Source organism: Amycolatopsis thermoflava N1165, assembly GCF_000473265.1.
Lineage (GTDB): Bacteria > Actinomycetota > Actinomycetes > Mycobacteriales > Pseudonocardiaceae > Amycolatopsis_E > Amycolatopsis_E thermoflava.
Genome location: NZ_KI421511.1, coordinates 3,790,247 through 3,812,078, shown reverse-complemented (window position 1 = coordinate 3,812,078; position 21,832 = coordinate 3,790,247). Strand labels below are relative to the sequence as shown.

At 71.6% G+C, this 21,832-nt stretch carries 25 protein-coding genes; 11 read left to right on the top strand and 14 right to left on the bottom strand.

What is annotated here, in order from left to right:
* Positions 1-13 precede the first annotated feature (13 nt).
* Positions 14-484 (top strand): DUF3558 family protein, encoded by a 471-nt coding sequence (locus AMYTH_RS0118780; protein ID WP_228684864.1) that lies wholly within the window; start codon positions 14-16, stop codon positions 482-484.
* Here the strand turns inward: AMYTH_RS0118780 and AMYTH_RS0118775 are convergent, their stop codons facing one another.
* The 11 genes from AMYTH_RS0118775 to AMYTH_RS51225 all read right to left on the bottom strand — a co-directional run bounded on the left by AMYTH_RS0118775 (position 485) and on the right by AMYTH_RS51225 (position 9,906).
* Positions 485-1,363 carry a TIGR03854 family LLM class F420-dependent oxidoreductase gene (locus AMYTH_RS0118775; RefSeq protein WP_027931621.1) on the bottom strand — a complete coding sequence of 293 codons (879 nt, stop codon included), beginning with the start codon at positions 1,361-1,363 and terminating at the stop codon, positions 485-487.
* A 17-nt stretch (positions 1,364-1,380) separates the two neighbouring features.
* Entirely contained in the window at positions 1,381-2,100 is a 720-nt protein-coding gene (locus AMYTH_RS0118770) for a sirohydrochlorin chelatase (RefSeq protein WP_027931620.1), read from the bottom strand.
* Positions 2,097-2,984, bottom strand: a complete 888-nt coding sequence (locus tag AMYTH_RS0118765) for an ABC transporter permease (RefSeq protein WP_017981189.1) — start codon at positions 2,982-2,984, stop codon at positions 2,097-2,099. The genes AMYTH_RS0118770 and AMYTH_RS0118765 overlap by 4 nt, the downstream gene beginning before the upstream one ends.
* Entirely contained in the window at positions 2,971-3,771 is an 801-nt protein-coding gene (locus tag AMYTH_RS0118760) for an ABC transporter ATP-binding protein (protein ID WP_027931619.1), read from the bottom strand. The genes AMYTH_RS0118765 and AMYTH_RS0118760 overlap by 14 nt, the downstream gene beginning before the upstream one ends.
* A 10-nt stretch (positions 3,772-3,781) precedes the next feature.
* On the bottom strand, positions 3,782-4,837 hold the full coding sequence (locus AMYTH_RS0118755; RefSeq protein WP_027931618.1) for an ABC transporter substrate-binding protein: 1,056 nt from the start codon (positions 4,835-4,837) through the stop codon (positions 3,782-3,784).
* A gap of 29 nt (positions 4,838-4,866) precedes the next feature.
* On the bottom strand, positions 4,867-6,168 hold the full coding sequence (locus AMYTH_RS0118750; protein ID WP_027931617.1) for a sulfate adenylyltransferase subunit 1: 1,302 nt from the start codon (positions 6,166-6,168) through the stop codon (positions 4,867-4,869).
* Complete coding sequence (cysD, locus tag AMYTH_RS0118745) at positions 6,168-7,082, bottom strand: sulfate adenylyltransferase subunit CysD (protein ID WP_027931616.1); 915 nt, start codon at positions 7,080-7,082, stop codon at positions 6,168-6,170. The genes AMYTH_RS0118750 and cysD overlap by 1 nt, the downstream gene beginning before the upstream one ends.
* Before the next feature lie 9 nt (positions 7,083-7,091).
* A complete protein-coding gene (locus AMYTH_RS0118740; protein WP_027931615.1) occupies positions 7,092-7,796 on the bottom strand; it encodes a phosphoadenylyl-sulfate reductase in 705 nt (234 codons plus the stop codon).
* Complete coding sequence (locus tag AMYTH_RS0118735; RefSeq protein WP_027931614.1) at positions 7,793-8,005, bottom strand: hypothetical protein; 213 nt, start codon at positions 8,003-8,005, stop codon at positions 7,793-7,795. The genes AMYTH_RS0118740 and AMYTH_RS0118735 overlap by 4 nt, the downstream gene beginning before the upstream one ends.
* Entirely contained in the window at positions 8,002-9,702 is a 1,701-nt protein-coding gene (locus AMYTH_RS0118730) for a nitrite/sulfite reductase (protein WP_027931613.1), read from the bottom strand. The genes AMYTH_RS0118735 and AMYTH_RS0118730 overlap by 4 nt, the downstream gene beginning before the upstream one ends.
* A gap of 132 nt (positions 9,703-9,834) precedes the next feature.
* Positions 9,835-9,906: a putative leader peptide gene (locus tag AMYTH_RS51225; protein ID WP_354708697.1), complete on the bottom strand. Its 72-nt coding sequence runs from the start codon at positions 9,904-9,906 to the stop codon at positions 9,835-9,837.
* A gap of 158 nt (positions 9,907-10,064) precedes the next feature.
* On the opposite strand from AMYTH_RS51225, the gene hemW reads away from it, so the two are divergent.
* The gene (gene hemW / locus AMYTH_RS0118725; RefSeq protein WP_037322602.1) at positions 10,065-11,249 is read left to right on the top strand and encodes a radical SAM family heme chaperone HemW; all 1,185 of its coding nucleotides are present in this window, start codon (positions 10,065-10,067) and stop codon (positions 11,247-11,249) included.
* A 133-nt stretch (positions 11,250-11,382) separates the two neighbouring features.
* Positions 11,383-11,844 (top strand): GNAT family N-acetyltransferase, encoded by a 462-nt coding sequence (locus tag AMYTH_RS0118720; RefSeq protein WP_027931611.1) that lies wholly within the window; start codon positions 11,383-11,385, stop codon positions 11,842-11,844.
* Here AMYTH_RS0118720 and AMYTH_RS45270 read toward each other — a convergent pair.
* Together AMYTH_RS45270 and AMYTH_RS0118710 are read right to left on the bottom strand one after the other, a co-directional pair.
* Positions 11,831-12,451 carry a VC0807 family protein gene (locus AMYTH_RS45270; RefSeq protein ID WP_037322601.1) on the bottom strand — a complete coding sequence of 207 codons (621 nt, stop codon included), beginning with the start codon at positions 12,449-12,451 and terminating at the stop codon, positions 11,831-11,833. The two genes, AMYTH_RS0118720 and AMYTH_RS45270, sit on opposite strands and share 14 nt — an antisense overlap.
* 75 nt (positions 12,452-12,526) lie before the next feature.
* Complete coding sequence (locus AMYTH_RS0118710) at positions 12,527-12,997, bottom strand: MarR family winged helix-turn-helix transcriptional regulator (protein ID WP_026152969.1); 471 nt, start codon at positions 12,995-12,997, stop codon at positions 12,527-12,529.
* A gap of 86 nt (positions 12,998-13,083) precedes the next feature.
* Between AMYTH_RS0118710 and AMYTH_RS0118705 the strand changes: the two genes are divergently transcribed.
* From AMYTH_RS0118705 to AMYTH_RS45265, 3 genes are all read left to right on the top strand, one after another.
* On the top strand, positions 13,084-13,725 hold the full coding sequence (locus AMYTH_RS0118705) for an FMN-dependent NADH-azoreductase (protein WP_027931610.1): 642 nt from the start codon (positions 13,084-13,086) through the stop codon (positions 13,723-13,725).
* 80 nt (positions 13,726-13,805) lie between these two features.
* The gene (locus AMYTH_RS0118700; RefSeq protein WP_027931609.1) at positions 13,806-14,300 is read left to right on the top strand and encodes a SigE family RNA polymerase sigma factor; all 495 of its coding nucleotides are present in this window, start codon (positions 13,806-13,808) and stop codon (positions 14,298-14,300) included.
* Between the two features lie 11 nt (positions 14,301-14,311).
* The gene (locus tag AMYTH_RS45265) at positions 14,312-15,199 is read left to right on the top strand and encodes a hypothetical protein (RefSeq protein WP_167344556.1); all 888 of its coding nucleotides are present in this window, start codon (positions 14,312-14,314) and stop codon (positions 15,197-15,199) included.
* 12 nt (positions 15,200-15,211) lie between these two features.
* Here AMYTH_RS45265 and AMYTH_RS0118690 read toward each other — a convergent pair whose 3' ends face one another.
* A complete protein-coding gene (locus AMYTH_RS0118690) occupies positions 15,212-16,147 on the bottom strand; it encodes a LysR family transcriptional regulator (protein WP_027931608.1) in 936 nt (311 codons plus the stop codon).
* Between the two features lie 115 nt (positions 16,148-16,262).
* Between AMYTH_RS0118690 and AMYTH_RS0118685 the strand changes: the two genes are divergently transcribed.
* The 5 genes from AMYTH_RS0118685 to AMYTH_RS0118665 are packed head-to-tail and all read left to right on the top strand — an operon-like array spanning position 16,263 to position 21,782.
* On the top strand, positions 16,263-17,144 hold the full coding sequence (locus tag AMYTH_RS0118685; RefSeq protein WP_027931607.1) for an FAD binding domain-containing protein: 882 nt from the start codon (positions 16,263-16,265) through the stop codon (positions 17,142-17,144).
* 4 nt (positions 17,145-17,148) lie between these two features.
* The gene (locus AMYTH_RS0118680; protein ID WP_027931606.1) at positions 17,149-17,664 is read left to right on the top strand and encodes a (2Fe-2S)-binding protein; all 516 of its coding nucleotides are present in this window, start codon (positions 17,149-17,151) and stop codon (positions 17,662-17,664) included.
* A gap of 23 nt (positions 17,665-17,687) precedes the next feature.
* Positions 17,688-20,042 carry an aerobic carbon-monoxide dehydrogenase large subunit gene (locus AMYTH_RS0118675; RefSeq protein ID WP_157360788.1) on the top strand — a complete coding sequence of 785 codons (2,355 nt, stop codon included), beginning with the start codon at positions 17,688-17,690 and terminating at the stop codon, positions 20,040-20,042.
* Entirely contained in the window at positions 20,042-20,923 is an 882-nt protein-coding gene (locus AMYTH_RS0118670) for an XdhC family protein (RefSeq protein ID WP_027931604.1), read from the top strand. The genes AMYTH_RS0118675 and AMYTH_RS0118670 overlap by 1 nt, the downstream gene beginning before the upstream one ends.
* On the top strand, positions 20,913-21,782 hold the full coding sequence (locus AMYTH_RS0118665) for an AAA family ATPase (protein ID WP_027931603.1): 870 nt from the start codon (positions 20,913-20,915) through the stop codon (positions 21,780-21,782). Before AMYTH_RS0118670 ends, AMYTH_RS0118665 begins: the two co-directional genes overlap by 11 nt.
* Positions 21,783-21,832: the final 50 nt, after the last annotated feature.

Genomic DNA, 21,832 nt, shown 5'->3' with positions numbered 1-21,832 from the left:
CGGTGTTTGCCTGGTGCTGACCACGGCCGCTTGCACCAGCACGGTCGCGGGTACAGCATCACCGGCATCCGGCGCGAGTCCCACCGCGAGCGCTGATGTCTTCGCCGGCCTCAACGCCTGCCGAGTCCTGGAGCAACTCACAGCGGGGGAAGGATTCGGGCCTGGGGAGAACATCAGTCGTCGCAATGAATGCGACGTTTCAAAATCCCGATTCGGATCGTACGGTCTTGCCCTGGATCCCGTGCAGGGGCTCCGCGAGTACCGCGAGACGAACGACGCCGTGACGGACGTTTCGGTCAACGGGCGGAACGCCCTTCAGGCCGACATCCCCACCGGCGGGTGCGCGATCGCCATCGAGGTTGGGGAGCACGCCCGCGCCTTGGTGCAGGTCGCACTGGTCACTAGCCCGCGCGATCCGCAGGCTTGCGTGGACGCCCAAGCCCTCGCCGAGAAGCTTGAGCCCCTGCTGCCCAAGGTGCCGTAGTCAGTTCTGCCGCGGCAGCAGTTCCTCCACGAACCGCTCCAGGAACGCCTCGTACGACGATCCGCCCCGGTGGTAGACCACGAACTTCGTCAGGCCGGCTTCCAGGTGGCCGTCCAGCAGGCGGTGCAACGACGACCAGTCCGTGGCGATCACGTCCGCCGGGTCGGTGTCCGGGCGCCGGGAGCGCACCGTGGCGGCCAGGGCGTCCGGGATGCCGTCCTCGGCGAGCATCAGGCTCATCCCGTAGTGGTCCGGCTCGATCGAGCGGCCCGCGGCAACCGCGGCGGTCTCGATCGCCTCGCGGGCCCGGCGTGCTTCCGCCGGGGACAGGAAGCTGCCCAGCCATCCGTCGGCGTACTGGCCGATCCTCCGGTACGCCGCGGGCGCACTCCCGCCGAGCCAGATGTCCACCGGGCGCTCGAGCCGCGGGCCCAGCGAGACGTCCTCCAGCTTCCAGAACTCGCCCGCGAAATCGCCCGCACCGGCCAGCGCCGCCCGCAGCAACCGCAGCGACTCGTCGAACACCGCGGCCCTCGCGCCTGCTGGGACCTCGAACAGCGGCCACTCGCTGCGGCGCGCGGGGCGCAGGCCGAACACCGGCAGCACCCGCTTCGGCGCCAGCGCCGCCAGCGACGCGATCTGCTTCGCCACCAGCACCGGGTGCCGACCGGGCAACACCGCCACCGAACTGCCCGCCTTCAGCGACGAAGTCCGCGCCAGCGCGTGCGCCATCCCGACGAACGGGTCCACCGCGTCCGAGTACACCTGCTCGGAAAACCACACCGAGTCGACCCCGGCAGCCTCCAGCCGGTCGACGATCCCCGGCAACTCCACGGGCGAGGTCTCAGCCCCCAGCCCAACCCCGATCCGGATCTTCACGCCACCCACGTTACGGGTCAGGCCGACCGGGCGGCACCGGCCAACGCGGTGGCGTACCGCTCCAACACCAGCGACACCACCCGCGGATCACCGGCCAGGCAGTCGGCCAGCACCACCGACGGCTCGGCCTCCCGCGCCAGCGCGGCGATCCGGTCGGGCAGCAACCCGGGCGCGAGGAACCACGACGCCACCGCGATCCGCGACGCCCCACGGGCCCGCAGCTTCGCCACCGCCGCGGGCACATCCGGCTTCGCGGCGCTCGCGAACGCCGCCACCGCCCGGAAACCGTGCCGGGACTGCCACCGCCGGGCCAGCGCCGCGACCGCTTCGTTCGCCGCGGCGCGCGACGAACCGACCGCCGCCAGCACCACGCCCAGCCCGGGATCGGACACGTCCGCCACCGCGGCCAGCCGGTCGAACGCCACCGGCTCCAGGTCCGCGCCCAGCACGTCGGCGATCGTCACCCGCAGCGCGGGCACCTCCGCCACCAGCGCGGGCAGGTCGACCCGCGCGTGGAAGGCGCTGCCCAGCAGCAGCGGCACCACGACCGCCTCCCGGTGCCCCTCCGCGACCAGGTCCCGCAGCACGTCCGTCACCAGCGGCTCGGACAGGTCCAGGAACGACACCCGCACGTCCAGTTCCGGCGCCGCCGCGGCGATCCGGTCCACCAGCGCCCGCACGGTCGCCGCGGACCGCGGGTCCCGGCTCCCGTGTGCGACGGCGACCAGCGGGATCACAGCGACCCCAGCCCGCGCGCCCGCAGCACGGCCCGCTCCAGCGGCCGGAACACCAGCAGTTCGATGCCGACGCCGACCAGCAGGATCAGGAAGATCGCCGCGATCACGGTCGACATGTCGTTGAGGAACCGGCCGTCGTCCAGGTAAGCGCCCAAGCCCTTGCCCAGCAACGGCGATGTCGCGATGATCTCCGCCGCCATCAGCGACCGCCACGAGAACGCCCAGCCCTGCTTCAACCCGGCGAGGTAGCCGGGCAGCGCCGCGGGCAGCAGGATGTGCCGCGCGGTCGCCAGCCGTCCCGCGCCCATCACCTTGCCGACGCGCGGCAGGATCGGCGGGATTTGGTCGATGCCCGCCACCAGGCCGTTCGCGATCGACGGCACGCTGCCCAGCAGCAGCACCACGTACATCGCGGCCGGCTCCACGCCGAACCACAGCACCGCGGCAGGCACCCAGGCCACCGACGGCAGGCTCTGCAGACCGGACAGGAACGGCCCGATCCCGGCCCGCACGAGCTTGACCTTCGCGACCAGCAACCCGAGCGGCGTCGCGATCAGGATGGCGACGAGGAACCCGAGCACCGCGCGGTGCACCGACGTCCACACGAACCCGAAGGCGTCCCCGCTGGTGAACCGGGCCCACAGCTCGTTCCACACCGCGAGCGGCGAGGGCAGCTGGTACTCCGGCCAGAACGCGGCCGCCCACAACGCCTGCCAGACCGCGATCACCAGGACCAGGAACACCACCGGCGGCAGCACCGACCGGACGAACCGGCCCCAGCCGCCCTTCTTCGCGGCAGGCCGGACGGGCGTGTCGAGCGCGTCCAGACCCGCCTCGACCGCCGCGGCGTCCGGTTCGGTGGTCGAGCCCTCAAGCGGCGGCATGGCTGCTGATCACCTCACGCAGGCGGCGGTTGATCACGTCCACCGCGTTCACCTCGTCCTGGCCGGCCAGGCCGTCGACGCGCCACTGCTGCACGACCTTGCCCGGCCGTGACGACAGCAGCACCACTCGCTGCCCGAGCCGGACCGCTTCGCGCACGTCGTGGGTCACGAACACCACCGCGGTGCCGGTCGCTTCCCAGATGCGCAGCAGCTCGGCCTGCAGCACGTCGCGCGTGATGGCGTCGAGCGCGGAGAACGGCTCGTCCATCAGCAGCAGCGACGGCCGTTCCTCGCCGTCCTCGGTGTGGGTGGCCGAGGCCAGCGCGCGGGCGAGCGCCACGCGCTGGCGCATGCCACCGGACAGCTCGTGCGGCCGCTTGGCGCCCGCCCCGGACAGCCGCACCAGCTCCAGCAGCTCGCCGGTGCGGGTCTTGCGCTCGGTGCGGCCCATGCCGGCCAGCTTCAGCGGCAGCTCGACGTTCGCCGCGGCGGTCAGCCACGGCATGAGCGCCGCCTCCTGGAACATGACCGCCGGCCGGGACGTGGTCAGCTCGATCTCACCCGCGCTCGGCCGATCCAGGTTCGCGATCAGGTTCAGCAGGGTGGTCTTGCCGCAGCCCGAGGCGCCGAGCAGGCAGACGAACTCGCCCGGCGCGACGTCGAGGTCGACCCCGGCGAGCGCGGTCACGGCGTCGCGACCCTGCCCGAAGTTCTTGTGCACCCCGGACAACCGCACGGCGTGCCCGGTCGCGGGCTCCACCGGCGGGCGTCCCAGCGTGGCGGTCATGAACAGCCTCCTACTTCTTGTCCAGGCCGGACGCGCTGACGGCCGGCTTCCCGGCCTGGGCGAGCACGGTGTTGAGCAGGGTCAGGTCGGCGAACCCGGCGACGTCCGGGGCCTTGTCCTTCACCCCTGCGGTCACCTGGTCCTGGGCGAGCTGCGGGAACTGCCCGGCCAGCGGGTCGGTGGTGAGCTGGATGCCCTGCCACGCGCGGTCCAGCGTCGCAGCCCCGAGCGCCTTGCCGGTGAGCTGCTGCAGCTGGTTGTTCACCGCGGTCTTCGCCTTCGCCGGGTCGGACGCGGCGAGCGTGTTCGCGTCGAGCAGGCCCTGCAGGATCGCGGTCACGGTCGCCGGGTGCTCCTTGAGGAACTGGGTGCGCACGATCAGCACGGTGGTCGGGAACTGCCCGCCCGGCCACAGGTCCTTCTCGTCGACCAGGACCTTCGCGCCGGCCTCCAGCACCAGGCGGGACGCCCACGGCTCGGGCAGCCACGCGGCCTGGATCGCGCCGGACTTGAACTGGTCGAGGGTCAGCGCGTTGTCGATGTTCTGGACCTTGACGTCGCTCAGCTTCTGGTCGGCGATCCACTTCTTCAGCGACACGTCCTGCGTGTTGCCCAGCTGCGGCGACGCCACGGTCTTGCCCTGCAGGTCCTGCGGCGTGTTGATCGACGGCTGCACGACCAGCTGCGCGCCGCCCGAGGTGGCGCCCGCGATCAGCCGCACGGCCTCGCCGCCGGACTGGGCGTAGGCGTTGATCGCCGGGCCGGAGCCGATGAACCCGATGTCCAGCGAACCGCCGAGGAGCGCGTTGACCTCCTCGGGGCCGGCGTTGAACTTGGTCGGCACCAGCTTGGTGTTCCCGAGGTGCTGCGCGAACAGGTTCTGGTCGAGCCCGATCAGCGCCGACGCGTGCGTGACGTTCGGGAAGTACCCGAGCCGCACCTCGGCCGCCGGGCCCTGATCGGTCGCCGTCGCCGAATCCTCCGATCGGTCCGCCCGTGAACACCCGGTCACTACTGCCAATGCGGACAACGCCACTGCTGCCAGAGCCAGAACACGAGTTTTCACGGACGGACCTTTCGGTTGGGGATGGGGAGTTACGGGCCGGGGGAGACCACGTCCCGGTCGCTGCGCAGCACGGGAAGCGGCGCACCGACCATCCCGGCCGCCAGCGTGGTGCCGTCGGCCGGGTCGATCACCAGGAAGGCGCCGGTGCGCCTGCTGACCTCATACTCGTCGACCGGCAGCGGCTCCGCGACGCGGACCTTCGCACGACCGATCTCGTTGAGCTGCAGCGTCTCCGGGTAGTCCACAGTGGACAGCTTCTGCTCGTCGAAGCGGGAGACCAGCTCGTCGACGAACGCCTGCACCGTGCGCGCGCCGTGCTTGACCAGCACGCGGGCGCCCGGCCGCAGCGGCTTCTCCGACAGCCAGGCGAGCGTGGCGTCCAGCTCGTCGGTCGCGACCGGGGCCGAACCCGCCGCCGCGATCACGTCACCGCGCGCGATGTCCAGGTCGTCGGCCAGCACCAGTGTCACCGAGCGGCCCGCGGCGGCCTCGGCCAGCTCGCCGTCCGGCGTGTCGATCCGCTCGACCGTCGTGCGCAGGCCCGCGGGAAGCACCACGACCTCGTCGCCGGGGCGCACCGTGCCCGCCGCGACCTGGCCCGCGTAGCCGCGGTAGTCCGGGTACTCGGGCGTGCGCGGCCGGATCACGTACTGCACCGGGAAGCGGAACGGCGCGTCGTGCGGGTCGGGCGCGACCGGCACGGTCTCCAGGTGCTCCAGCAACGTCGGGCCGGAGTACCACGGCGTGTGCGCCGAGCGCTCCACCACGTTGTCACCCACCAGTGCGGACACCGGGATCGCCAGCACCGATCCTTCGGCGTAACCCAGCGACGTGGCGTGGTCGGTGAACTCCTTCGCGATGACCCGGAAGGTTTCCTCGTCGTAGTCGACCAGGTCGACCTTGTTCACCGCGAGCACCAGGCGCGGCACGCCGAGCAGGGCGAGCACCGCGGCGTGGCGGCGGGTCTGCTCGATGACGCCCTTGCGCGCGTCCACCAACAGCACGGCCAGCTGCGCCGTGGAGGCGCCGGTGACGGTGTTGCGGGTGTACTGCACGTGGCCGGGGGTGTCGGCGAGCACGAACGAGCGCTTCGGCGTCGCGAAGTAGCGGTAGGCCACGTCGATCGTGATGCCCTGCTCACGCTCCGAGCGCAGGCCGTCGACGAGCAGCGACAGGTCCGGAGTGGACAGACCGCGGTCGACGCTGGCGCGGGTGACCGCGTCCAGCTGGTCGGCCAGGACCGACTTGGTGTCGTAGAGCAGACGGCCGACGAGCGTCGACTTGCCGTCGTCGACGCTCCCGGCTGTGGCGAGCCGCAGCAACGAGCTCATCAGAAGTACCCCTCCCGCTTGCGGTCCTCCATGGCGGCCTCCGACAGGCGGTCGTCGGCCCGGGTGGCGCCGCGCTCGGTGAGCCGGCTCGCCATCACCTCGGCGATCACTTCCTCGACCGTCGACGCTGTGGATTCCACGGCGCCGGTGCAGGAGCCGTCACCGACCGTGCGGTACCGCACCGTCAGCTCCTTCACCTCTTCGCCGTCACGCGGACCGCCCCACGGTCCCTCGGTCAGCCACATGCCGTCGCGCTTGTAGACCTTGCGCTGGTGGGCGTAGTAGATCGAGGGCAGCTCCACCTTCTCGCGCGCGATGTAGTTCCACACATCGGCTTCGGTCCAGTTGGAGAGCGGGAACACCCGCACATGTTCCCCCGGACGGTGCCGTCCGTTGTACAGGTTCCACAATTCGGGACGCTGCCGTCGCGGGTCCCACTGCCCGAACGCGTTGCGCAGGCTGAAGATCCGTTCCTTGGCCCGGGCGCGCTCCTCGTCGCGGCGCCCGCCGCCGAACACCGCGTCGAACTTGTGCTCGGTGATGGTGTCCAGCAACGGCTGCGTCTGCAGCGGGTTGCGGGTGCCGTCGGGACGCTCGGTGAGGCGGCCGTCGTCGATCCAGTCCTGCACGTTCGCGACGATCAGCCGCAGGCCGTACTTCGCCACGACGTGGTCGCGGAACGCGATGACCTCGTCGAAGTTGTGCCCGGTGTCCACGTGCAGCAGCGGGAACGGCACCGGCGCCGGCCAGAACGCCTTGATCGCCAGGTGCAGCAGCAGGGTTGAGTCCTTGCCGCCGGAGAACAGGATCACCGGCCGGTCGAACTCGCCCGCCACCTCCCGGAAGATGTGGATGGCTTCGGATTCCAGTGCCGCCAGGTTGTCGGTCGCGGCGTCGGTCGCGGCTGTCGTCATTTCCTCTCCCTACGCGTGCAGGCCGCACTCGGTCTTGGACTTGCCTGCCCAGCGGCCGCTGCGCGGATCGGCGCCCGGCGCCACCTTCGCGGTGCACGGCGCGCAGCCGATCGACAGGTAGCCCTCGCCGACCAGCGGGTTCTGCAGGATGCCGTGCTCGTCGATGTAGGCGTTGAACTCGTCGTCGGTCCACGGCGCGATCGGGTTGACCTTGACAAGGCCGTTGCGGTCGTCCCAGGTGACGATCGGGGTGTTCGCCCGCGTCGGGGCGTCCACGCGGCGCACGCCGGTGACCCACGCGGAGTAGTTCGACAGCGTCTTGCGCAGCGGCACCACCTTGCGCAGGTGGCAGCACAGGTTCGGGTCCCGGTCGTGCAGCTTGGGGCCGTACTCGGCGTCCTGCTGCGCCACGGTCTGCTCGGCGGCCGCGTTCACGATCTTCACGTCCGGGTAGACGGTCGCGACCGCGTCCCTGGTGCCGATCGTCTCGGCGAAGTGGTAGCCGGTCTCCAGGAACAGGATGTCCACATCGGACTTCACCTTGGTGGCGAGGTCGATGAGCACCGCGTCCTGCATGTTGGAGGCGACGATGAAGTCGTCGCCGAAGGTCTCCGCGGTCCAGCGCAGGGCCTCCAGCGCGGTCGCGTCGGCCAGTTCGGCGGACGCCTTCTCCGCCAGTGCCTTCAGTTCTTCGGTCCTCGTCGCGGTGGTCACTTGCTCGCTCCTTCCGGAAAGCGCAGCCCGATGAACTTGACGGTGAAGACGCGGCGGCAGGCGCCGCAAAGCCAGGCGCCCTCGCCCTCCCGTCGCCCACCGCCACCCTCAACGGTGGCGCTGCGCGCCGCTGTGTCTTCCTGAGGACGGAGGTCTTCGTCCCCGCAGTACGGGCAGTGGAACGGCGTCGCGCGTTCCTGCGCCGTCATCGGAGATCGGCCTCGTCGGCGCGCGCCACCCACTGCGGGAAGCGCTCGCCCTCTTCCCGCTGGCCCAGGTAGTTGCGCACGACCCGCTCGACGTAGCCGATCAGCTCGTCGCCGGTCACCTTGTGGCCGCGCAGCTTCCGGCCGAACCCGGCGTCCAGGCCCAGCCCGCCGCCCAGGTGCACCTGGAAGCCCTCGACCTGGTTGCCGTCGTCGTCGGTCACGATCTGGCCCTTGAGGCCGATGTCCGCGGTCTGGATGCGGGCGCACGAGTTCGGGCAGCCGTTGATGTGCACCGTGACCGGGTTCTCCACCTGGTCCTGGATGTCGGCCAGCCGCTCCTCGAGCGCGGTCACCAGGTCCTTGGCGCGCTGCTTGGTCTCCACGATCGCGAGCTTGCAGAACTCGATGCCGGTGCAGGCCATCACGCCGCGCCGCCACGGGCTCGGGTTCGTGGGCAGGCCCAGCTCGGCCAGCTCCGCCTGCAGGCCGGGCACGTCCTCCTCGGCGACGTCGAGCACCAGCAGCTTCTGCAGCGGGGTGAGCCGCACGCGGTTCGAGCCGGCGCGCTCGGCGGCCTTCGCCACCTTGATCAGCGTCGAGCCGGACACCCGGCCGCCGATCGGCGCGGCGCCGACGTAGAACTTGCCGTCCTTCTGCCGGTGCACGCCCACGTGGTCGTGCTGCACGGCGGGCGCCGCGGGCGCGGGGCCGTCGATCAGCTTGCGCTTCAGGTACTCGTCCTCCAGCACCTGGCGGAACTTTTCCGCGCCCCAGTCCTTGACCAGGAACTTCAACCGAGCGCGCGAGCGCAGCCGGCGGTAGCCGTAGTCGCGGAAGATGCTGATGACGCCTTCCCAGACCTCGGGCACCTCGTCGAGCGGCACCCACGCGCCCAGCCGCTGGGCGATCATCGGGTTGGTGGACAGGCCGCCGCCGACCTGCACGTCGAAGCCGGGACCGTGCTCGGGGTGCCGCACGCCGACGAAGGCGACGTCGTGGATCTCGTGAGCCACGTCCGGCAGGCCGGACACCGCGGTCTTGAACTTGCGCGGCAGGTTCGCGTACTCCGGCTTGCCCAGGTAGCGGCGCTTGATCTCGTCGAGCGCCGGGGTGCCGTCGATGATCTCGTCCTCGGCGATCCCCGCGACCGGGGAGCCGAGCATGACGCGCGGGCTGTCGCCGCACGCGGTCATCGTGGTCAGGCCGACGCCCTCCAGCTTCTCCCAGATCGTCGGCATGTCCTCGATCCGGATCCAGTGGTACTGGACGTTCTGCCGGTCGGTGATGTCCGCGCTGTCGCGGGCGTAGGTCTGCGAGATCTCGCCGATGACCGCGAGCTGCTCGGTGGTCAGGGCGCCACCGTCGATGCGGACGCGGAGCATGAAGAACTCGTCGTCCAACTCCTCCGGCTCCAGCGTCGCGGTGCGGCCGCCGTCGATCCCGGGCTTGCGCTGGGTGTAGAGGCCGTACCAGCGGAACCGGCCGCGGAGGTCGCCCGGATCGATCGAGTCGAAACCGCCGCGCGCGTAGATGTTTTCGATCCGCGATCGAACGTTGAGCGGGTGGTCGTCCTTCTTCGAGCGCTCGTTCGGGTTCAGCGGCTCCCGGTAGCCGAGGGCCCACTGGCCCTCACCACGACGCTGCCGGGCGCGCGGGGTTCGGGCGGCGGCGGGGTTGTCGCGCGTCGGCGAAGCCATGTTCGAGTCCTTCCGGGGCTCTCGCGAAGGCGCCGCGCACACGGAAATGCCCTGGTCAAAGCCCGTGGTGGGGATTTGGCAGTCCGCGGCGTGACGGCGCCCGCTGGTCCTAGCTGGGTGGCGGTGGCGGCGTCAGTTCGTCTCGCGGCACAGGGCGCTGGCGACACGCCGGAAGTCGACGTGGCGACGCACCACGAGGAGCACTCCGGCATAAGTCACCGCATCAGCGTGCCACGCTGCTCACGATGTGGTCCAGCCCGCTCCGCATGCTGGGATACGCATCACGCTGAAAAAATCTCCGGCAGACTGTCGCGCGGAGTGGATCAGGGACACTGGGAAGCGTGAGTGAGACTTCCGCCCCGGTGGCGTTCGCACTGCCGGAGCACGCGCTGGCCGGGCTGGGGACGCGGCCCTTCGGCGTGTACGTGCACGTGCCCTTCTGCGCGACGCGGTGCGGCTACTGCGACTTCAACACCTACACCGCCGGTGAGCTGGGCACGAGCGCGTCGCCCGAGTCGTGGCTGGAGGGGTTGCGGCGCGAGCTGGACCTCGGCGCGCGGGCGCTGGGCAACGCGCCGGCGGCCGAGACGGTCTTCGTCGGCGGCGGCACCCCGTCGTTGCTGGGCGCCTCCGGGCTGGCCGACGTGCTGGACGCGGTGCGCGAGTCGTTCGGGCTGGCGCCGGGGGCCGAGGTCACCACCGAGTCCAACCCGGAGTCGACGTCGCCGGAGTTCTTTTCCGGGCTTCGCGAGGCCGGGTACACGCGGATCTCGCTGGGGATGCAGTCGGCGGCCTCGCACGTGCTGAAGATCCTGGACCGCACGCACACGCCGGGCCGCCCGGTGGCCGCCGCGAAGGAGGCGAGGGCCGCCGGGTTCGAGCACGTGAACCTCGACGTCATCTACGGCACGCCGGGGGAGCGGACCGCGGACCTGCGCGCCTCGCTCGACGCGGTGCTGGAGGCCGGGGTCGACCACGTGTCGGCGTACTCGCTGATCGTCGAGGACGGCACCGCGCTGGCCCGGCGGGTGCGGCGAGGTGAGCTGCCCGCGCCGGACGAGGACGTGCTGGCGGCGGACTACGAGCTGATCGACTCGGTGCTGTCGGCGGCCGGGCTGAGCTGGTACGAGGTGTCGAACTGGGCGGCCTCGGAGGCGGCCGCGTGCCGGCACAACCTGGGCTACTGGCGGGGCGGCGACTGGTGGGGCGCGGGGCCGGGCGCGCACAGCCACGTCGGCGGGGTGCGGTGGTGGAACGTGAAGCACCCGGCGCGCTACGCCGCGGCGCTGGCCGACGGCGGGTCCCCGGAGGCGGACCGCGAGGTGCTGACGCCCGAGGAGCAGGCCTTCGAGCGGATCATGCTGGAGCTGCGGCTCGCCGAGGGGCTGCCGGTGTCCGCGCTGACCGCCGACGGGGCGCTGGAGGCCGAGGCCGCGGTCGCCGAGGGGCTGCTGGACGCCGCCGCGCTCGCCGACAAGCAGCGGTGCGTGCTGACCTTCCGTGGACGCCTGCTGGCCGACGGCCTCGTGCGGCGGCTCGCTCCCTGAATATTCGTTCGCGGAGACCATCGCCGTGCTGCTAGCTTCGCGGCACCTGGTGACTTCGGGAGGTCGAGGGATATGGCTGTCAGCGGCCGTCCTTCGCCTGCCCGTTCTCTCTCACCAGGAGTTCTCCTTGTTCTTGACCACTGATCGTCTTCTGCTGCGACCGTGGACCGGGGCGGAGGCCGCCGCCGTCCGCGCCGGCGATCGCCGCCCGGACTGGGCCGGTGACTTCCCCGCCCACGGTGACGTCGTGATCGCCGGGCTGCTCGCCGAGCGCCCGGACTGGCTCACCGCGTTCGGGCACCACCTGGTCGTCGAGCGGGCCACCCGGCTCGTCGTGGGTTCGATCGGCCTGTTCTGGCCGCCTGAGGACGGCGTCGTGGAGATCGGCTACGGCATCGTGCCGAGCCGCCACGGGCGGCGGTACGCCGCGGAGGCCACCGTCGCGCTGACCGGGTTCGCGCTCACCTCGCCGGACGTGCGTAGCGTGTCCGCCCAGGTCGAGCGTTCCAACCCGGCTTCGGTGCGAGTGCTCGAAGCGGCCGGGTTTACGTTCGTCGCCGACGAGGGTGAGGTGCTCCGCTTCAGCCGGTCGTAGCGGCCGGGCGGCCGAACAGGCTGCGCCAGTGGCCGGAGCGCCGCAGCAGCAGGTGGGTCGGCAGCTGGAGGACGACGATCGTCACGATCGTCAGCACACTGTCGAGCGCGGGGACCACCGCGACCGGCAGCGTGTAGGCCATCACGATCCGCAGGGCGCTGTCGGCGAGCGCCGCGCCGCCCCAGCAGATCGTGATGGCCCGCCAGGCCGCCCGGAACCGTCCGTCGGTGGCCCACAGGCGGTCCATCAGCGTCGCGCGGTGCGGCAGCAGGGTCCTGGTCACCTCGAAGGTGAGCGGTTGCCGCCGGAACAGCGTCGCGAGCGTCCAGAGCCCGGCCGGCGCGCTGAACCAGGCGCCGCGCGCGAGCAGTTCGCGTGGGCCGCCGCCGAGCAGCGCCGCGACGGCGCCGAGCGCGGTGCCGGCGAGCACTGCGACCGCCAGCGCGTCCAGCCGGCGTTGCCGGACCGCGGTCAGGACCGCGTTGAGCGCGGGTGGCGTCATGCTCACCACGAGCGCCGTCGTGTCGCCGGTGGCCGAGCGGAGTCCGTAGAAGAGGGCGAGCGGTGCGGCGACGTCCAGCACCACGGAACGGACGTGGTTGCTCACCTGCCGATGGTCCTGGGTGCAGCCCGCCACGCGCGTCGGGCTTGCGGCTACACCGGCTCCGACCTTGGTCGGGGGTCAGCAGTCGGGGATCGTCTCGGTGCAGATCGGCTGCTCGCCGTTGCTCGCGGTCTGCAGCAGCCGGTAGAGCGTCTCGCGCTGGTCGGTGTCGAGCGCGCAGAACACCTCGTCCTCCACCGCCGCCAGCGCGAACTCCGCCTTCGCCAGCGTCTTCGCCCCGGCCTCGGTCAGCGAGACCGTGTGCCGCCTGCGGTCCTCCGGCGAGCGCCGCCGCTCGACCAGCTGCTCGCGCTCCAGGTCGTTGAGCAGGCCCACGACGTTCGTCCCGTCCATCTCCAGCGTGCTCGCCAGCGTCTGCTGCGAGATCCCGTCCCGGTCCCGCACCAGGGTCAGGGCCAGCAGGTGCCGCGGCCGCAGCCCCAGTGGCTCCAGCACGGTTTCCGAGCGCAGCCGCAGCCGGCGCGCCAGGTGGTCGATCAACGCGCCGACCCGGTGCGCGGGCTGGTTCACAACCGGCAGGGAGGCCACCTCGTCACTTTACCCAACGGAAAGGCCTATCGGTGTGCTATAGATAGTTTGCGTAACACAAATCAATCTTGAAGGGCAAACCACCAATGGCGCACCTATTGCACATCGACTCGAGCATCCGCGGCGAGGAGTCCGTCAGCCGCAGGCTGACCGCTCGTGCGGCGGCGGCCTGGCGGGCCGCGCACCCGGACGGCGCCGTCACCTACCGCGACCTCGCCCGGAACCCGGTTCCGCACCTCGGCGAGGCAGGCAACACGGCACGGACGGTTCCGCCCGCGCAGCACACCGAAGCCCAGGCCGCGGCCTGGGCGCGCATGCAGGAGCTGATCGGCGAGATCAAGGCGGCCGACACCGTCCTGCTGGGCCTGCCGCTCTACAACTACGGCCCGCCGAGCGAGGTCAAGGCGTGGGTCGACCACCTGATCGTCCCCGGCCTGGCGTTCGACCCGGAGACCGCGCGCGGGCTGCTCGGCGATCGCGAGCTCATCGTGCTGGCCAGCCGTGGCGGGGGCTACGGCCCGGGCACCCCGCGCGAGGGCTGGGACCACGCCGAGCCGTGGCTGCCGCACGGGCTGTCCCTGACCGGTCTCGAACCGCGCGTGATCGCCGCCGAGCTGACCCTCGCGCCGCACAACCCGGCCATGGCCGACCTGATCCCGCTGTTCGAGCAGAGCCTCGCCACCGCGGAGAAGGAGATCGACGCCCTGTGGGTGCCGGCCGCGGCCTGATCGTGTGACCCGGACCGCACTTCCGGGAAAAAGTGCGGTCCGGGTGCAACGGCCACCCGTGGTGCGAGCATCTGCTCTTCGTGCACTTCGACGATTTCGCCCGCGAGCAGCTGCCGGGGCTGGTGCGGTTCGCGGCGGTCCTGACCGGGGATCCGGACCTGGCCCAGGACCTCGTGCAGGAGGCGCTGGTGCGGGCCCACGAGAAGTGGGCCCGGGTCGCCGAGACCGACCGGCCCGACCTGTACCTGCGGAAGATGGTCGTCAACGGGCACCTGTCGTGGCGGCGCCGCTGGTACCAGCGCGCGGTGCGGACGGTGGCGGACCCGGCGTGGTTCCGCGAGCCGCACGCCGCCGACCCGGCCGGCCGGATCGCTGACGGCGCGCAGCTGAAGGAGCTGCTGTCGGGGCTGAGCCGGTCGCAGCAGGCCGCCATCGTGCTGCGGTTCTACGAGGACCGCGACGACGACGAGATCGCGTCGGTACTCGGCTGCGCGGTGGGCACCGTGCGCAGTCACATCTCCCGCGGCCTGTCCGTGCTGCGGGTCCGCCTGGGCGCCGAGATGGAGGTGGCCTGACCATGTCCGAAATGCGGAATCTGCGGGAAGCGCTGAAGACCCGGGAGGCGCTCGCCCCCGATCCGGACGCGGTGCTCGCCGGGGCGCACGGCCGGATCCGGCGCAGGCGCGCCCAGCGGCGGATCGCCGGCGCGGCGGCCGCGGTGGCGGTGGTGATCGCCGGGGTCGCCGCCGGGATGACCGTGCTGCGGCCGTCGGACGAGCCGGAGTCGATCGAGGCCGCCGCGGGGGCGGCCGACCTCCCGTTGCCCGCGCTCGCGTTGCCGTTCACGGTCGGCGACCTGCCGTCCGGGTTCGAGCTGAGCACCTGGACCGTCTCCGGCAGCTTCGCGAGCGGCCGGTACAACGGCTCGTCCGGCAACTACCTGGAGATCAGCGTCAGCGACTACCCGGATCGCGAGGTCGGGGAGTCGGGCATGGTGACGGACCTGGCCGGCGGGGGGACACAGGCGAAGGTCCGCATCGCGCCGGACCGGGTGGTCTCGGTGCTGACCAAGGCCTGGCAGATCCCGGACATCAGCGTGCTGCGGATCGCGCGGTCGGTCCGCCTCGTGCCGACGCCGGTGCACTCGATGCTGCGCAGCCTCCGCGCGCCGGCGGACCTGACGGTTCGGCAGTGGAGCGGCGGGACGGAGTACGAGTACCTGACGCTGTGCCCGCCCGAGGTGCAGACGCAGTCGCCGGCCCGGCCGGACGGGCGGTGCTACAGCGTCTCCGTGGCCGGCCCCGTGCCCGCCACCACGACCAGGGCCACGACGTCGACGAGCGTGCCTGCTCCGCTGATCACGGTCAAGACGGTGCGCCGCATCCTCGACGGCGGAACGGTTCTGATGGTCGACACGGAGGACGGCGAGCAGGCGGTGGTGGAGGCGATCGCGGCGTCCGCGGTCGCCGGCTGACCGGGGCCGCCGTCAGCTCCAGATGGTCACGTAGACCGGTGGCCGGAAGCGGGACGGCGGCACCCCGGCGCCCGGTGCGCGCATCACCTGCATCGCCGCCGGGGTGCCCAGGAAGTGCCGCAGCGCGTTCGCCGCGGTGGAACACCGGTTGTGCGGCAACGTGGTCAGGTGCCAGTACTCCGTTCGCGGGGTGACGGGCGTCGGCAGCACGACCAGTTCCTGCCTGCGCCGCTGCGGCGCCACCAGGTGCTCGAAAGCGAGCGACACCCCGTTGCCGTTGGCCGCCGCCGACCACGCCGCCGTCTGGTTGGGGAAGACGCGGATGGCGGATTCCGGAACGGCCATGCGGCGCAACAGTTGTGCCGTCCCGCTGCCCGGATCCGCGCCGGACGGGTCGACCAGCCACGGCCACTGCGCAGGCCCGCCGCGGGGCCGGAACCCAGGCGCCGCAACGGCGACGATGTTGCACCGGAACATTGGCTCGCTCGCCACATCGCCCTCCAGGCGCGGCCCGAGCGCGGCGTCGGCGAGCCGGTTCGTGACCAGCACCGGCATTTCCGCCACCTGGGCCAGCCCCGCCGAGGCGTCCACCGACTGGCCCGTTCGGCGCATGAACGCTTCGAGCAACGGATCCGCGACGAACTCCGCGATCGTGCTCGTGACCACGACGTGCATCCGTTCGGCTACGCCATTGGCCTCCCGAACGGCGGCATCGGCATCCGCCCCGAGGGCTACCATCTGTGTGGCGATCGGCAGCAGGCGGCTGCCGCCCGGCGTCAGCGTCATCCCGTTGGCAGTGCGCACGATCAGCTTGTCGCCGTGGTGCTGCCGCAACGCGGCGAGTGCCTGCGACACCGCGGGTTCGCTGACGCCGAGGGTCCGGGCCGCGTCGGTCACCGAGCCGAGCCGGGCCACGAGGACGAAGGCGCTCAGCTGACCGAGCGTCATCTCACACCGGTCCGAAGCACTTGAACAGCCTACATAAGTGATCCCTTAATCGGCCATTGTCGGTTTCCCCCACCGGGTGCACCCTGTGCCGAAAATCCATGCCCGGGGAGGGCGCATGCAAGTACCTGCGCAGTTCCAGTACGAACGAGCCACGAGCGTGGCCCACGCGCTGAGTCTGCTGACGAAGTTCGGTCCGGAGAGCCGGATCGTGGCGGGCGGGCACAGTCTCATTCCGATGATGAAGCTGCGCCTGGCCCAGCCACAGGCGCTCATCGACATCAACGACCTGTCCGAATTGGCCCGGATCAGCGTCGAGGACAGCACTTTGTGCGTCGGCGCCATGGTGCGTCACGCCGATCTGCTGTCCTCGGCGGTCGTGGGGGAGCACTTCCCGATCTTCCACGACGCCGAGCGGGTGATCGCCGATCCCGTGGTGCGCAACCGCGGAACGGTCGGCGGTTCGCTGTGCCAGGCCGATCCGTCGGAGGACCTGTCGGCCGCGTTCGCCGCGGTGCGCGGCGAGGCGGTGATCGAAGGACCCGGCGGGCGCCGGGTCGTGCCGGTCCGTGAGTTCTTCACCGGTCCTTACCAGACCGTGGTGGGGGACAACGAAATGCTCGTGCAGCTGCGCGTGCCGATCTCCTCGTCCGCGTCGGCCTACGAAAAGGTCGAGCGCAGGGCGGGGGACTGGGCGGTCGCCGCGGCCGGTGCGGAGCTGCGGATCGAAGGCACGCAACTGGTTTCGGTCGGCATCGGACTCACCGCGCTGGGTGCGCCGAACTTCCACGCGCCGGAGGCCGAGGAGTACCTGCTCGGCGGGCCGGCCGTGGACGAGCGCTTCGCCGAGGCGGGCCGGATCGCCGCCCGGCACTGCGAACCGGTTCCGGACCAGCGCGGTCCCGTCGACTACAAGCGTCACCTCGCGGAGGTCCTCACCGTCCGCGCGCTGCGCCGGGCCCGCACCCGTTGGCACGGCAACCACCGCCAGGAGGCGTGAAGACATGGAGATCACGGTTACCGTCAACGGGCAGCAGCACACGCGGGACGTCGAACCCCGCCTGCTGCTCGTGCACTTCCTGCGCGACGAGCTGGGCCTGACCGGCACGCACTGGGGCTGCGACACGTCCAACTGCGGCGCGTGCGTGGTGTGGCTGGACGAGACGCCGGTCAAGTCGTGCACGGTGCTCGCGGTGATGGCCGACGGCCGCCGCGTGCGCACCGTCGAGGGACTCGGCGACTCCACCCGGCTGGACCCGGTGCAGCAGGGCTTCACCGAATGCCACGGCCTGCAGTGCGGGTTCTGCACGCCGGGCATGATGCTGACCGCGCGCTGGCTGCTCGACCACCAGCCGGATCCGTCCGAAGAGGACATCCGCGAGGCGATTTCCGGACAGCTGTGCCGGTGCACCGGCTACGAGAACATCGTCAAGTCCATCCGGTGGGCCGCCGAGCACGACACTGCCGCCGCGGCGGTCCCCGAGGAGAGCACCGTGGACAGTACGGAGGTGTCCGCGTGACCACCACCGAGAAACACACCCCGATGGGGTTCGGGCGTATGCACCGCAAGGAGGACGCCCGGTTCATCCGCGGTCACGGGCAGTACGTCGACGACGTGAACCTGCCCGGGATGCTGCACGGCGCGGTGCTGCGCAGCCCGCACGCCCATGCGCGCATCGTGTCCATCGACACGAGCGCGGCGGAGGCACACCCGAAGGTGAAGGCCGTCATCACCGGCCAGACCCTGGAGGGGCTGAACCTCGCCTGGATGCCGACGCTCTCGCACGACGTGCAGGCCGTGCTGGCCACCGACAAGGTGCGGTTCCAGGGCCAGGAGGTCGCCTTCGTCGTCGCCGACGACCGCTACGCCGCACGCGACGCGCTGGAGCTGATCGACGTCGAGTACGAGGCGCTGCCGCCCGTCGTCGACGCCCGCCGCGCGCTGGAGCCGGACGCGCCCGTGATCCGCACCGACATCGACGGCAAGCGGGACAACCACATCTTCGACTGGGAAGCAGGCGACGCCGCGCGCACCGACGAGGTGTTCGCCCGCGCCGACGTGGTGTCCGCGCAGGACATGCTGTACCCGCGGGTGCACCCGGCGCCGATGGAGACCTGCGGCGCGGTGGCCCACATGGACCCCATCACCGGGAAGCTCACCGTGTGGACGACCACGCAGGCGCCGCACGCGCACCGCACCCTGTACGCGCTGGTGGCCGGCCTGCCCGAGCACAAGATCCGGGTCATCTCGCCGGACATCGGCGGCGGGTTCGGCAACAAGGTCGGCATCTACCCGGGTTACGTGTGCGCGGTGGTCGGCTCGATCGTCACCGGCAAACCGGTGAAGTGGATGGAGGACCGCTCGGAGAACCTGATGAGCACGTCCTTCGCCCGCGACTACCACATGCACGGCGAGATCGCGGCCACCAGCGACGGGAAGATCCTCGGGGTGCGGGTCAAGGTCCTCGCCGACCACGGCGCGTTCAACGGCACCGCGCAGCCGACGAAGTTCCCCGCCGGGTTCTTCGGCGTCTTCACCGGTTCCTACGACATCGAGGCGGCGCACTGCGCGGTCACCGGCGTCTACACCAACAAGGCGCCCGGTGGTGTCGCCTACGCGTGTTCGTTCCGCATCACCGAAGCGGTCTACCTGGTCGAGCGGCTGGTCGACGTGCTGGCCTACGACCTCGGGATGGACCCGGCGGAGCTGCGGATGCGCAATCTGCTCAGGCCGGAGCAGTTCCCGTACGTCAGCAAGACCGGCTGGGAGTACGACTCCGGCGACTACCCGCGCGCGCTGAGCCAGGCGATGGACATCGCCGGCTACGCGGAACTGCGGGAGGAGCAGAAGCGGCGCGCGGCGAGCGGGGACGGTCCGCTGATGGGCATCGGCATCAGCTTCTTCACCGAGGCCGTCGGCGCCGGGCCGCGCAAGCACATGGACATCCTCGGGCTGGGCATGGCCGACGGCGCCGAGCTGCGCGTGCACCCGACCGGCAAGGCCGTGCTGCGGCTGTCCTGCCAGAGCCAGGGTCAGGGGCACGAGACGACGTTCGCGCAGATCGTGGCCGAGGAGCTGGGCATCTCGCCGGACGACATCGAGGTCGTGCACGGCGACACCGACCAGACGCCGTTCGGCCTGGGCACCTACGGGTCCCGGTCGACGCCGGTGTCCGGCGGGGCGACCGCGGTGGTGGCGCGGCGGGTCCGCGAGCGGGCCAAGATCGTCGCCTCGGCCATGCTGGAGGTGAGCCCGGACGACCTGGAGTGGGAGAAGGGCCGCTGGTTCGTCCAAGGGGACCCGGACTCCGGCAAGACCATCCAGGAGATCGCGCTGGCCGCGCACTCCGACCTGGAACTGCCCGACGGCGTCGAGGGGCACCTGGACGCGACCTGCGTCTACAACCCGCCGAACCTGACCTACCCGTTCGGCGCCTACATCTGCGTCGTCGACGTCGACCCGGAGACCGGGCAGGTGAAGGTGCGCCGGTTCGTCGCGGTCGACGACTGCGGCGTCCGGATCAACCCGACGATCGTCGAGGGCCAGGTGCACGGCGGGCTGGCCGAGGGCATCGGGATGGCGCTGATGCAGGTGATGGCGTTCGACGAGGACGGCAACCACCTCGGCGGGTCGTTCATGGACTACCTGATCCCGACGTCGATGGAGTGTCCGTCGTGGGAGCTGGGCGAGACGGTCACCCCGTCGCCGCACCACCCCATCGGCGCCAAGGGCATCGGCGAGTCCGCGACCGTCGGCTCGCCCGCGGCTGTGGTCAACGCGGTGCTCGACGCGCTCAAACCGTACGGGGTGCGGCACGCGGACATGCCGCTGACCCCGGCAGCCGTGTGGCGCGCGATGCAGAACCGTCCACTCCGGACAGATTTGGCGATCACGTGATGAACGGGCAGGAGTTGCGGGCGCACGCGGAGTCCCTGCGTGCGGGCCGGACGCCGTTCGTGCTGGCGACGGTGGTGCGGGCGCAACGCCCCACCAGCGCGAAACCCGGCGACTGCGCGCTGGTGCTCGCCGACGGGACCATCGAGGGTTTCGTCGGCGGGTCCTGCGCCGAGTCGACCGTGCGGCAGCAGGGGATCCGGCTCTTGCTGACCGGCGAGTCGGCGCTGTTGCGGATCCAGCCCGGCGCGGGCGAGCAGGTCGAGGAGGGGGTGGTGACGGTCGGGAACCCGTGCCTGTCCGGCGGCGAGCTGGAGATCTTCCTCGACGCGCAGATGCCGCCGCCGCTGGTGGCGATCCACGGCGACGGGCCGATCGCGCGGGCGCTGGCGTCGGTCGGCCGCGTGCTCGGCTACGAAACGCGGGTGGGCGCCGAGCTGTCCGACGACACGTTCGCGGTGATCGTGGCGTCGCACGGCCGGGACGAGGAACGCGTGCTGGAGGCGGCGATGCGGGCGGACGTGGCCTACATCGGGCTGATCGCCAGCGAGAAACGCGGCGCGGCGGTGCTGGAGCGGCTGGGGCTGTCCGAGCCCGGCCGCATCCACACCCCGGCCGGCCTGCCGATCGGGGCGCGGACGCCGGCCGAGGTCGCGGTTTCGGTGTACGCGGAGCTGATCGCGACCCGCCCGCACCCGCCGCGGCGCCCGGCCGAGGACGTCGAGGTGGCCGCCGAGGCGGTCGACCCGGTGTGCGGCATGAGCGTCGCGATCACGCCGGAAGCGGTGCAGCTGCCCTACGGCGGGCGGCGGTACTACTTCTGCGGGACCGGATGCCGTCACGCGTTCGCCGACGAGCCGGGCAGGTACACCGGTGACGCCTGAGACGGTCGGCGATCTCGCCGAGCGCCTTGGCGCCGCCGGATACCTCACCGACGACGCACTGGCCACCGCCCTGTTCCTCGCGGTCCGGATGCGGCAGCCGATCCTGCTCGAAGGTGAGCCCGGCGTCGGCAAGACCCAGGCGGCCAAGTCGCTGGCGGCGGCCATGGACACGCCGTTGATCCGGTTGCAGTGCTACGAGGGACTGTCCTCTTCGGACGCGCTGTACGAGTGGAACTACCCGCGCCAGCTGCTCGGGATCCGGCTGGCCGAGTCGCGGGGCGAGTCGCTGGCGGAGGCGGACCTCTTCGCCGACGACTACCTGCTGGCGCGGCCGCTGCTGGCGGCGATCACGCACCCCGGACCGCGCCCGGCGGTGCTGCTGATCGACGAGGTCGACCGCGCCGACGACGAGTTCGAGGCGTTCCTGCTCGAACTGCTGGCCGAGTCGGCGGTGACGATCCCGGAGCTGGGGACGCGGCGCGCGGTGGTGCCGCCGGTGGTCGTGCTGACCTCCAACCGGACCCGCGAACTGCACGATGCCCTCAAGCGGCGGTGCCTGTACCACTGGATCGCGCACCCGGAGGTGGCGCAGGTGGCGGCCATCATCCGGTTGCGGGTGCCGGGCGTGGCGGACTGGCTCGCTGACCGTGTGGCGCGGGCGGTGGGGCGGATGCGCGGGTTCGGGCTCTACAAGCCGCCCGGGGTCGCGGAGGCGATCTCGTGGGCCTCGGCGCTGCAGGTGCTCGGTGTGGCCGCACTGGACGGCCCGGCGGTGGAGCGGACGCTGAGCGCGGTGCTCAAGTACGAAGAGGACCGCGCGGTGGCGGTCGAGCGGCTGGTGGAGGTGGTGGGTGAGTGAGTCCCGGCCTGGTGGTGCGGATGTTCGGCGTGGTGTTGCCGTGTGGAGAG